A 10466-nucleotide genomic window follows, 5' to 3' on the forward strand; every position below is an offset into this window, starting at 1 on the left:
CGCCCCGCTGCCGGCCGTCGCCCCGCCGGGCGACCTGCCGGTGATCAGCTATGCGAAAGGCCCGCGCGGGCTGCCCGCCGACCCCGGCTCGGCCGACACCGCACCGACCGAGGCCCTGCGCCCCACCGAGCGCATGGCGCTCTACGACGCTCCCGGCGGCAAACCCCGCGCCTTCCTGCCGCCGCGCATCTCCGGCCTGCCCGTGGTCGCCCCGATCGTCGCCCGCGAGAACGGCTGGGCGGCCGTGCTCGCCCCCTCGGCGAACCAGCGGATCGGCTGGGTGCCCACCGACGGCTGGCAGCCGGAGCCGCTGCGTGACCACATCGTCGTCGATCTCAGCGAGCACCGGCTGACCTGGCTGCGCGGGGGCGAGGAGCAGAAGTCCTGGGAGGTCGCCCTCGGCACCCGGCGCACCCGGACCCCGCCCGGCCGCACCTTCGTCATGGGCCGCACCAACACCGAGGGTGCGGTCTTCGCCGGCCTCGACGCGCTGGTGCTCGGCTCGGTCCCGGAGAACCCGGACGAACTCGCCGAGGGCCTGCAGGGCGCGCACACCGCGATCCACGCCTGGACGAACAGCAGCGCCTTCGGCCGCAGCGTCTCCAACGGCTGCGTCCGCATGCCGGCGGCCGCCGTGCGTACCCTGCTGAAGGAGATCGACCCGGGCACGCCGGTCCTGGTCGTCGCCTGATCAGGTTCTGTCTCGCGGATCGCGCGGAGCGAGGCGTGGGGACAGCTCCTAAACCCGGGCGCGCACCGTCAGGCCGGAACGGCAGCCGCGGCTGAGCAGCGCGGCCGAGCGCAGGCCACCGGCCGCGCAGCGCACCTGCGGCGTGCTGTGCATACCGCTGCGGGCGCTCGGGGTGGTCTGCGCGCTGCGCTGCGTCAGGTTGCGCAGGCGAAGGTGCGGGACCGGGGCGTCGCGCAGAAGTTCCCGGCGGACCTCGTCGAGCAGGTCCGGCATCGGCAGGCCGAGCGCCCGGCAGATCGCGGCGAGCACCTCCGACGAGGCCTCCTTGGTGCCGCGTTCCACTTCGGAGAGATAGGGCAGGGACACGCCGGCCGCGTCGGCGACGTCCCGCAACGTCCGGCCCTGGTGCTGGCGAACCCGCCGCAGAACCGCCCCGATCACCCGCCGCAACAGTGGCATCCCCGTCTCCTCAGCTCGAACCTGAGTGTCATCATCACCCGTGATGGCCCGTCGCGGCCAACCGGTGCTACCGTGGGCCCATCCGGATCCCGGATGCCGGCGTTCTCATCGCCGCCCGGAGATCCACTTTTCCCTGAGCCGTTCGACGGCTTCTCGCCCGCCCGCCGGTGTTTCCGGCTCGGCGTTCGGCACCCACACCCACCAGGAGCACCTCGTGACTGTCGTCACCCGTACCCCGAAGAAGCCCACCACCCATCTCGCCGTCGACGCCCTGCTGGACGTCGTCGACGACCGCGCCTGGCTGCGTGCCGACGGCTACCTGCCGGGCCGCGCCGACATCACGCTCGCCGGCGGCGAGCTGCGCCGCCTCGGCCTGCGCCGCGGCGACCGGATCACCGGCGTCGCCGAGATCACCGGCGGCCGGGCCACCCGCCTGCAGATCGAGGCGCCCGGCCCGCGCCCCGACTTCTACCGGCTCACCCCGGTGCACCCGCACGAGCGGCTGCGCCTGGAGAACGGCCCGGACATCGCCACCCGGGTGATCGACCTGGTGATGCCGATCGGCAAGGGCCAGCGGGCGCTGATCGTCGCGCCGCCGAAGGCCGGCAAGACCACCGTGCTGCAGCAGATCGCCGGCGCGATCACCGCGAACCACCCGGAGTGCCACCTGATGACCGTCCTGGTCGACGAGCGCCCGGAGGAGGTCACCGACATGCGCCGCACGGTCGGCGGCGAGGTGATCGCGGCGACCTTCGACCGGCCGCCGCAGGATCACACCGCGGTCGCCGAACTCGCCGTCGAGCGGGCGAAACGCCTGGTCGAGCAGGGCACCGACGTGGTGCTGCTGCTCGACTCGATCACCCGGCTGGGGCGGGCCTACAACCTGGCGGCGCCGGGCCGGGGCCGTACCCTCTCCGGCGGCCTGGACTCCACCGCGCTGCACCCGCCGAAGCGGCTGCTCGGCGCGGCCCGCGCGACCGAGGGCGGCGGCTCGCTGACGATCATCGCGACCGCGCTGGTGGAGAACGGCTCGGCGATGGACGGCCTGATCTTCGAGGAGTTCAAGGGCACCGGCAACGCCGAGCTGAAACTGGACCGGTCGCTGGCCGAGGCCCGGATCTTCCCGGCGATCGACGTGACCGCCAGCGGCACGCGGCACGACGAGGTGCTGCTGCCGCCGGCCGAACTGGCCGTCGCCGGCCAGGTGCGCCGCGCGATGGCTGGCCAGGAACGGCGCGAGGGCATGGCGCAGCTGCTGAAGCAGCTGCGCACCACCGACAGCAACGCGGCCTTCCTGCGCCGGATCGCCGCTTCGATGGCGTACGCCTAGAGCCCCCGCCCCACCTACGTGTCGGTGTGCGCCACCACTCCCTGTGCCCCGATAGGATTCGGGGATGGCGGACGAGGCCGTGGTTCGGGAGCTGCTCGCGGCGATCCCGGCGGGTTGCACCTGGCTGCTGCCCGTGCACGACCCGTCCGGCGAGCTGGTCGATTTCCGGATCGCCGGCACCAGCGACCAGATCCGTGACATCTACGGGCGCGGCACGCAGCGCGTCGACGGCCGCCTCAGCGAGCTCTATCCGTCCATGGTGGGCGGCCCGCTCTGGAACCTCTACGCCGAGGTGCAGCGCACCGGCGTGCCGGGCCGGATGGACGAGTTCCGCTACGAGGAGAAACAGTCCGGCGTCGTCGCCGAGTCCCGTTTCGAGATCAGCGTGCACCGGGTGCTCGGCGGCCTGCTGGTCTGGTGGCAGCGGATGGACGAGCATCAGCGCCGCCTGGAGCACACCGAGTTGCTCGGCAGCCTCGGCTGGACCGAGTACGACCTGGTCAGCGGCCGCAGCGAGTGGTCGCCGGGGATGTACCGGATCTACGAGCGGGACCCGGCCGAGGGCCCGATGTCGCGTTTCGAGCAGGGCCGGGCGATGCTGCCGGAGGACCGCGGGATCGCCGAGACGGCCTGGCAGACGCTGGACAGCGGGGCCACCTCCGACGTGACGGTCCGGTTCCGGATCGGCGAGGCCGTCAAGCACCTGCGGATCCTCTCCGACGTGGCCCGGGACGCCTCCGGGGACCCGGTGAAGATCTACGCCGTCGTGCAGGACGTGACCGCCCGGGTGGATTCGCGGACCGCGATCGAGCAGCTCAGCGACCAGTTGCGCACCCGGGAGATGACCGCCGTGGCCGAGCACCGCCTGGCCGGGCAGCTGCAGAACCTGATCCAGCCGGTGCCGGCCGCGCCGTTCCGGCTGGACGGCCTGGAGGCGATGGTCAGCTATCTGCCCGCGGAGAGCGCCACGAAGGTGGGCGGCGACTGGTACCACGCGGAGACCCTGCCGGACGGCCGGGTCGTGCTGGCCATCGGCGACGTCGCGGGCCACGGTCTGGACGCGGCCAGCGGCATGGCTCACCTGCGGTTCGCCCTGGTGGCGTGGCTGTCGATCGGCATCCGCGAGCCGGGTGTGCTGCTGCGGCACATGAACCGGCTCTGCGCCCAGCTGGGCATCACCGGCACCGCGCTGGTGGCGGTCTACGACCCGCGGACCCGGCGGCTGCCGTGGGCGCGGGCCGGTCACATGGCGCCGCTGATCGGCCGGCTCGGCGAGAGCCTCGAGCTGGACCGCCCGCCGGGCCTGTTGCTGGGCGCCGAGCCGGAGGTGGACTTCCCGGTGGTGGACGCCGAGCTGGAGCCGGGCGACCTGGTGCTGTTCTACACCGACGGTCTGGTGGAGCGCCGTTCCGGCGACATGGCGGGGCGGGCAGCCGAGGTGCGCGCGCACCTCGCGGCGGTCTCCGCGGCACCGGGCGAGGATCCGTTGCCGCGGATCCATCGCCTGCTGCACGCCCCGAGTCCGGATGACGACACCTGCACGTTGACCGTCCGAGTGACCTCCTGAACCCTGGCCGGCCACGCAGGCCGTGCCTCCCCTCCCCCAGCCCTGACCTGCCGCGCGACCGTGCCCCGCCCCTCCCTTCCCTCAGCCCTAGGCTGCCGCGCAGGCCGTGCCGGCCCCTCCTTCCCCCCAGCCCTAGCCTGCCGCGCAGGCCGTGCCGGCCCCTCCTTCCCCCCAGCCCTAGCCTGCCGCGCAGGCCGTGCCGTTCAGGCTGAACGCCGTGGGGGCCGGGTTCGTACCGGTATGTGTCCCGTTGAAGCCGAAGCTGACCGTGCCACCCGCGGGCAGGCCACCGTTGTAGGAGGCGTTGGCCGCGGTCACCTGGGTGCCCGACTGCGTCACCGTCGCCGACCAGGCCTGCGTCACCTTCTGCCCGGCGGTGTAGGGGAAGGTCAGCGTCCACCCGTTGAGCGCCGCCGGCCCGTTGGTGATCGTCACGGTCGCGGTGAAGCCGGTGCTCCACTGGTTCGTCGTGTAGGCGACCCGGCACCCCGCGGCCGGCGACGGCGAGACCGAGGGCGACACCGAGACCGAGGGCGACACGGACGGCGAGACCGAGACCGAGGGCGACACCGAGACCGAGGGCGACACGGACGGCGAGACCGAGACCGAGGGCGACACGGACGGCGACGCCGACACCGACGGGGAGGGCGACGAGCCGCCCGGCTCCGCACCCCACACCAGCGCCGGCCCGTCGTAGAGCGGCACCCCGGTGTTCGGCCCGGCCGCCGCCCGGTAGGAGGGGTCGTTCGCCGGATCCCACCGGCCACCCTCCGCCACACCGATCTTGAGCTGCACCTCCATCCGGTGCGCCGACTGGCCGGCCGGCGCGATGGTGTGGCCGGTGCAGTCCACCTCCACGTACCAGACGTTGCCGGAGTGCTGCCTCGCCGCGGTCGGCCCCGGGCAGCCCTGCGTGTACGGCGAGCTCACCTGCAGCGCCGACTCGTCGTCCCGGGTGAAGTAGTAGCGGAACCGGCCCGTGGTCAGGGCGCGCGCCGGGAACGCCGACTTGTTGTAGACGATCACCTTCACCCCGGTCGACCGGGTCTCGTTCTGCATCACCGTGGTCTCCACCGACAGCTCCGGCATGTCCGGGGGTGTGGCGACCGGGAAGCCGGTCAGCGGCGCCCCGCCGAACTCGCCGTAGAGCCGCGCGACCGCCGAGGTGAACCCCGCGTTGTAGTCGGTGGCCACCTCGTTCATCACGTAGTCGCCACGGTTGTCGGTGTACGCGTCGTCCGGCGACGACGGCCCGCCGACCAGCGCCCCGTACAGGATGTGCCGGGTCTGTTCCGGCACCTGCTGGCTGTCCCACCACGAGCCGTGCGCCGTACGGTGATGGGGGTTCTTCGGCGAGTTGGCGCCGAAGCCGATCACATAGCTGGAGTTGCGCGGGTTGTCGCCGAGCGCGTAGTTGATCTGCCGCACCGCAAAGTCGTGATAGCGCTGCTTGCGGGTCGCGTCGCTGAGGTGGTCGCTGTGCACCAGCGCGACGAACGCGGTGTTCGCCGCATAGCGCAGCGCGCCCCACGAGTCGACCACCACCATGCCGCCCGGCGAGGTGCGCACCTTCTCGCCGTTGACGCCGACGGTGAACCAGTCGAGCCACCGGTTGGCGTCGTCGAGGTATTTCTGCTTGCCGGTCAGCCGGGCCAGCAGCACGTAGTTGCCGTACTGCTTGTTGTCCCAGCTGATCGTCCACTTGTACATCTTGGTGCTGGTCTGGTTCTCGTTGCCCTGCGCGTCGTAGCCCGCCTCCGCCTTGGCCAGGTACGCGGCGTCGCCGGTGGCCCGGTGCAGCCAGATCGCGCCCCACACCAGCTCGTCGGCGTAACCGCTCCAGGACCGGTAGAACGAGGTCACGTCGGTGATGCACTCGTGGTAGTTCTTGCGCACCGTGTCGGCGAACGTGTAGAGCTGCTTCGCGTGGCTGAGCAGCGTGTCCGCGTACCCCGGGTCGGTGGGCCGGAAGACCATCGAGCTGGCGGCCATCGCGGCCGCGGTCTCCGCGGCCAGCTCACTGCCGCCACAGCTCGCATCGATCTTGTACGCGGGCCGGGCCATCGGCATCACCTCGGCCGGGCCCCACCACTTGTGGTCGTCGTCGCCCTTGCCGACCTGGCCGTAGAGCACGTTCGCGCTGGGATGCGCCTTGATGAAGTAGTCGTTCGGCACCCGCAGGTTGTTCAGCAGGTGGCTGAGCTGGCCGGAGGCGGCGTACGCGTCCCGGTTCTCCACGGCGCCCCAGGCCAGCATGGTGGTGGTGAACGCCATCGGCAGGCCGAACTTGACGTGGTCGCCCGCGTCGTACCAGCCGCCGGTCAGGTCGAGGCCCACGTCCGCACCGTCGGTCATGGCCGAGTCGCCGCGCCAGGACACCCGGTTCCAGGCGGGTTTCTTGCCCGAGACCTGGGCCTCGTAGAAGAGCAGGGACTTCTGCAGCGCCTCGCCGTAGCTGTACGGCGGCGCGGCGGCCGCGTCGGAGGGCGAGGCCACCCAGAGCAGACCGGCGCCGAGCGCGGCGGCCGCCAGAACCGAACCGAGTTTCTTCATCATAGTGACAGTCATCGTTACATGGGAGCGCTCCCAGAGCAACGAGCGTGTTTCCGGAATATGAACCGCTCAGAGGTTGAGGCAGATGCGCACGAGCGTGCCGCCCGGCACGGCCCGCGTGTAGACCGCGTCGCAGACCCGCTCCACGATGGCCAGACCCCGGCCCCGGATCGCCTCCGCGGCCGGCATCGCCCGGCCGAACGGCCGCTCCGCGCCACTGTCCACCACGTCGCAGACCAGCCGGCCGTGCTCGGCCCAGAGCCGGATGTGCCCGCCGCCGCCGGTGTGCTGCAGCGTGTTGGTGGTCAGCTCGCTCACCGCGAGAGTGAGCACGTCGATCTGCCGGGCGGACATGCCGAGCGCGCGAGCCCGCTCGGCGACGAACACGCGGACCGCCCGCAGGTCGCCGGGCTCGGAGTAGGACATCCCGTCGGCCACCTCAGGCATGGCGGCGCTCTTCGGCGGGAGCGCGCAGCAGAGCATCGAGACCGGTGAGTTCGAGGACCGCGGCGACCGGGCCGGTGGCGTTGACGACATAGATCCGGCAGCCGCGGTTCTTGGCGGCGTGATGGGCGGTGATCAGGCTGTGCACGCCGCTGGAGTCGAGGAAGGTCAGGCGGGAGACGTCGACGAAGACCGCCTTGGCCCGTTCCAGGGCGTCGAGCAGGACCGCGGTGAGGTGCTCGCGGGCGGACAGGTCGCACTCGCCGGCGAGGGCCACGGTGATCCGGCCGGAACCGGCGGACGTCCGTGCCTCGAAGTTCGCCATCGACTGCCGTACCTTTCGCCGCGCGAGACAGCCTTGCCGGGCTCATCATGTCATCCGCCGACGCGAAGCGCTCCTACCCCATTCGGTGGCGTTAGCACCGCATTGATGACATCGGCCAGCGCCCGGGCGAGCGCGCCGAGGCCGGCGGTGGGCTGCCCGCCCGGCTCGCGCATGTACTGATCCCGGCGGATCTCGACCATCAGGGCGGAGACCGCGGTGGTCCGCCGCCAGTGCTCCAACGGCACGTAACAGCCGGCGAAGGGGCTGTCGAGGCCGACGTCACCGATGCGGGTGAAGGCCGACCGGGCGGCGGTGACCAGCCAGTCCGGCGTGTGCGCGGGATCGGTGCCGAGGCAGACCGCGGGACGGGGGCCGTCGCCGTGCAACTCATACGGCAGGCGAAGTGTCGGATAGGAGTGCACGTCGATGATGACGGCCTGCCCGGTGCCGGTCAGCCGCTCGCCGACCAGGGTGGTCATCGCTGCCGCGTACGGAAAGAAGTGCTCCTTGAGCAGCAGCGCGTCGCGGCCCGGATCGGCGGCGCGCAGGCGCCGCCCGGCGTAGCCGTGGGTGTAGACCGGGCCCATGCCGGCGCGCAGCATCTCCTCGGTCTCGTCGGGGAACCGCTCGGGGTCGACGACGAGCCGGGACAGGCGGTTGACCAGGATCCACGGACGGCGGGCCGCGGCGCCGGCGGCACGCTCGGCGATCAGGTCGGTGTGCGCGTCGGTGAGGTGGTCGAGCTCCTCGGTGAGCGCGTCGCCGCCGAGCAGCAGGCCCGACTCGACGAGCGCCCGGGAGGCGTGCGGGACGTGCAGGATCACCGGCGAGCCGGGATCACCGGGGAGGATCTCGAAGGTCACGCCGGGGAGGCTACGCGCGGGGTCCGACAGGAACCGCGCGCAGCCTCCCGGTCGGTCACTTGGCGGCGAGCGCCGAGCAGCAGGTGTCGACGATCAGGCGGGTGACCACGTACGGGTCGACGTTCGCGTTCGGGCGACGGTCCTCGATGTAGCCCTTGCCGTCCTTCTCGACCTGCCACGGGATCCGCACCGACGCGCCGCGGTCGGAGACGCCGTAGCTGTACTCGGTCCACGGGGCGGTCTCGTGCAGGCCGGTGAGGCGGTGCTCGATGTCGGCGCCGTAACCGTCCACATGCTCCTGGCGCTTCTTGCCGAGCGCCTCGCAGGCCGTGATGATCGCGTCGTAGTTCTCGCGCATCGCGTTGGTGGAGAAGTTGGTGTGCGCGCCGGCGCCGTTCCAGTCGCCCTTGACCGGCTTCGGGTCGAGGGTGGCGGAGATGCCGTAGTCCTCGGCGATGCGGTAGAGCAGCCAGCGGGCGACCCAGAGCTCGTCGGCGACCTGCGGCGCGCCGACCGGGCCGATCTGGAACTCCCACTGACCCGGCATGACCTCGGCGTTGATGCCGGACAGGTGCAGGCCGGCCTCAAGGCAGGCGTCCATGTGCGCCTCGACGATCTCGCGGCCGAAGACCTCGTCGGCGCCGACGCCGCAGTAGTAGCCACCCTGCGGGGCCGGGTAGCCGCCGCCGACCGGGAAGCCGAGCGGGCGGCCGTCCTTGAAGAAGGTGTACTCCTGCTCGATGCCGAAGATCGGCTCCTGGTCCGCGTACTTCTCGGCGATCTCCGCGGCGGCGCGGCGGGTGTTCGTGGGGTGCGGGGTCCCGTCGATGAGCTCGACCTCGCACAGCACGATGATGTTCGTGCCGCCCCGGATCGGGTCCGGACAGGTGAAGACCGGCTTGAGCACGCAGTCGGACTTGTCGCCGGGCGCCTGGTTGGTGCTGGAGCCGTCGAAGCCCCAGATTCCGGGCTCGGCGCCGTCGGCCAGGATCTTGGTCTTGGACCGCAGCTTCGCGGTCGGCTGGGTGCCGTCGATCCACAGGTACTCGGCCTTGATAGGCATGAAGTTCTCCTCAATCCGCAGGTGCGCGAGGAGGCTAACCACCGAAGATCAAATCCACGTTTCCGATCCCGCACCTCGGACGCGTGATCCCGGTTACGTCGTGATCTGTCAGCCACCGGATCTTTCGGCCGATGAAACACTCGTGACCGCGAAATCCATCGCCCGTTCCCCCGGTGGTCTGGAGCTCGGCTACCTGATGCTGCAGGCCGGCCGGCTGATCCAGAACGCCATGGACGAGGCGGCGGCGGAGGCCGGGATGCCGGCTCTGGACCTGCTGGCGCTCTATGCGCTCGGCGAGCACAACGGCCTGACCGGCAGCGCGCTGGCCCGGCTGCTCTACGTGCAGCAGTCGTCGGTCACCCCGCTGGCGGACCGCCTCGAGGCGGCCGGCCTGATCGAGCGGGAGCGCGACGAGGCCGACCGGCGGCGCGTCTGGCTCTGCCCCACCGCGCAGGGTGAGGCGATGGCGCGGGAGATCACCGCGAAGGCCCGCGAGGCGGTCCGGCACGTGTTCACCCCGCTCTCCCCGGGCGCCGCGGTTGCTCTGGCCGCCCTGCTCGGCGACGTGGTCGAGCCATTGCTGACGGAGGTGGCCGGGCATCGGCCGGTCACCACAGACGGCCCTGCATGAGCAGGGCGCTGCGGGCCGCCGCCACGTGCGGCTCGTCCCGGGCGGCGGCCCGGGTGGCCAGGTAGATCGTGTTGATCGGCGGATCGTCGGTCGGGTGCAGGTCCAGCAGAGTCCCGGCCCTGAGCTCGTCCACCACCAGGTAACGCGGCAGGACCGTCATGCCGATCCCGGCCACCGCCGCCGACCGCAGGCCGCGCAGGTCGGGCACGACGAGGATCGCACGCTTCGGCGGTGGAGCGCCGAGAACGTGCCGCCACCAGCGCCGCACGATCGGCAGCTCCTCCGCGTAGGCGAGCAGCGGCGCGATCGCCGGGTCCATGCCCGGCGTGCCGACCAGGACGAACTCCTCGTCGCAGAGCGGTTCGGCGTGCAGCCCGCCGCGGCGCGGCCGGATCGCGCTGACCACCAGGTCGAGCCGGCCGGCGACGAGTTCGGCGAGCAGGTCGTCGGCGAGGCCGAGGCGGACCCGCACGTCGACGCCGGCGGCGATCGTGCCGGCCAGCGCGGGCAGCACCCGGGCGGTCATCAGCTCGGCCGGGC

Annotated in this window: 10 protein-coding genes and 1 pseudogene; 4 read left to right on the forward strand and 7 right to left on the reverse strand. The window is 72.0% G+C overall.

From position 1 onward, the window contains the following. On the forward strand, positions 1 to 691 hold a 691-nt coding region (locus tag AB0F81_RS47945; protein WP_360210551.1), incomplete at its 5' end, for a L,D-transpeptidase. Positions 692 to 907: 216 nt separating this feature from the next. On the opposite strand, the pseudogene AB0F81_RS47950 reads toward AB0F81_RS47945, so the two are convergent. Beyond that, positions 908 to 1150: pseudogene (locus AB0F81_RS47950) on the reverse strand (helix-turn-helix transcriptional regulator); the annotation flags it as partial. Positions 1151 to 1193: 43 nt separating this feature from the next. Here AB0F81_RS47950 and rho point away from each other — a divergent pair. Together rho and AB0F81_RS47960 are read left to right on the forward strand one after the other, a co-directional pair. Continuing rightward, entirely contained in the window at positions 1194 to 2480 is a 1287-nt protein-coding gene (gene rho, locus AB0F81_RS47955) for a transcription termination factor Rho (protein WP_360210553.1), read from the forward strand. A gap of 64 nt (positions 2481 to 2544) precedes the next feature. Then, the gene (locus tag AB0F81_RS47960; protein WP_360210555.1) at positions 2545 to 4047 is read left to right on the forward strand and encodes a SpoIIE family protein phosphatase; all 1503 of its coding nucleotides are present in this window, start codon (positions 2545 to 2547) and stop codon (positions 4045 to 4047) included. A 177-nt stretch (positions 4048 to 4224) separates the two neighbouring features. Here AB0F81_RS47960 and AB0F81_RS47965 read toward each other — a convergent pair whose 3' ends face one another. The 5 genes from AB0F81_RS47965 to glnII form a co-directional block, all read right to left on the reverse strand. Further along, the gene (locus tag AB0F81_RS47965; RefSeq protein WP_360210569.1) at positions 4225 to 6600 is read right to left on the reverse strand and encodes a glycoside hydrolase family 9 protein; all 2376 of its coding nucleotides are present in this window, start codon (positions 6598 to 6600) and stop codon (positions 4225 to 4227) included. A gap of 69 nt (positions 6601 to 6669) precedes the next feature. Beyond that, entirely contained in the window at positions 6670 to 7047 is a 378-nt protein-coding gene (locus tag AB0F81_RS47970; protein WP_360210557.1) for an ATP-binding protein, read from the reverse strand. Continuing rightward, on the reverse strand, positions 7040 to 7369 hold the full coding sequence (locus AB0F81_RS47975; RefSeq protein ID WP_360210559.1) for an STAS domain-containing protein: 330 nt from the start codon (positions 7367 to 7369) through the stop codon (positions 7040 to 7042). Before AB0F81_RS47975 ends, AB0F81_RS47970 begins: the two co-directional genes overlap by 8 nt. A 50-nt stretch (positions 7370 to 7419) precedes the next feature. Beyond that, on the reverse strand, positions 7420 to 8232 hold the full coding sequence (locus AB0F81_RS47980) for an N-formylglutamate amidohydrolase (RefSeq protein WP_360210561.1): 813 nt from the start codon (positions 8230 to 8232) through the stop codon (positions 7420 to 7422). 55 nt (positions 8233 to 8287) lie between these two features. Then, entirely contained in the window at positions 8288 to 9295 is a 1008-nt protein-coding gene (gene glnII, locus AB0F81_RS47985; RefSeq protein ID WP_360210563.1) for a glutamine synthetase, read from the reverse strand. Positions 9296 to 9437: 142 nt separating this feature from the next. Between glnII and AB0F81_RS47990 the strand changes: the two genes are divergently transcribed. Further along, positions 9438 to 9926 (forward strand): MarR family transcriptional regulator, encoded by a 489-nt coding sequence (locus tag AB0F81_RS47990; protein WP_360210565.1) that lies wholly within the window; start codon positions 9438 to 9440, stop codon positions 9924 to 9926. Here the strand turns inward: AB0F81_RS47990 and AB0F81_RS47995 are convergent. Further along, positions 9904 to 10466 (reverse strand): substrate-binding domain-containing protein (locus AB0F81_RS47995; protein ID WP_360210567.1); only part of this gene is annotated, 563 nt, incomplete at its 5' end. The two genes, AB0F81_RS47990 and AB0F81_RS47995, sit on opposite strands and share 23 nt — an antisense overlap.

It is taken from the genome of Actinoplanes sp. NPDC024001 (assembly GCF_040638955.1).
Classification (GTDB): Bacteria; Actinomycetota; Actinomycetes; order Mycobacteriales; family Micromonosporaceae; genus Actinoplanes.

Coding starts and splice junctions, on each gene's coding strand:
- AB0F81_RS47970 (WP_360210557.1), bottom strand. CDS start 7,047: ATGCCTGAGGTGGCCGACGGGATGTCCTACTCCGAGCCCGGCGACCTG.
- glnII (WP_360210563.1), bottom strand. CDS start 9,295: ATGCCTATCAAGGCCGAGTACCTGTGGATCGACGGCACCCAGCCGACC.
- AB0F81_RS47960 (WP_360210555.1), top strand. CDS start 2,545: ATGGCGGACGAGGCCGTGGTTCGGGAGCTGCTCGCGGCGATCCCGGCG.
- rho (WP_360210553.1), top strand. CDS start 1,194: ATGGCCCGTCGCGGCCAACCGGTGCTACCGTGGGCCCATCCGGATCCC.
- AB0F81_RS47965 (WP_360210569.1), bottom strand. CDS start 6,600: ATGAAGAAACTCGGTTCGGTTCTGGCGGCCGCCGCGCTCGGCGCCGGT.
- AB0F81_RS47975 (WP_360210559.1), bottom strand. CDS start 7,369: ATGGCGAACTTCGAGGCACGGACGTCCGCCGGTTCCGGCCGGATCACC.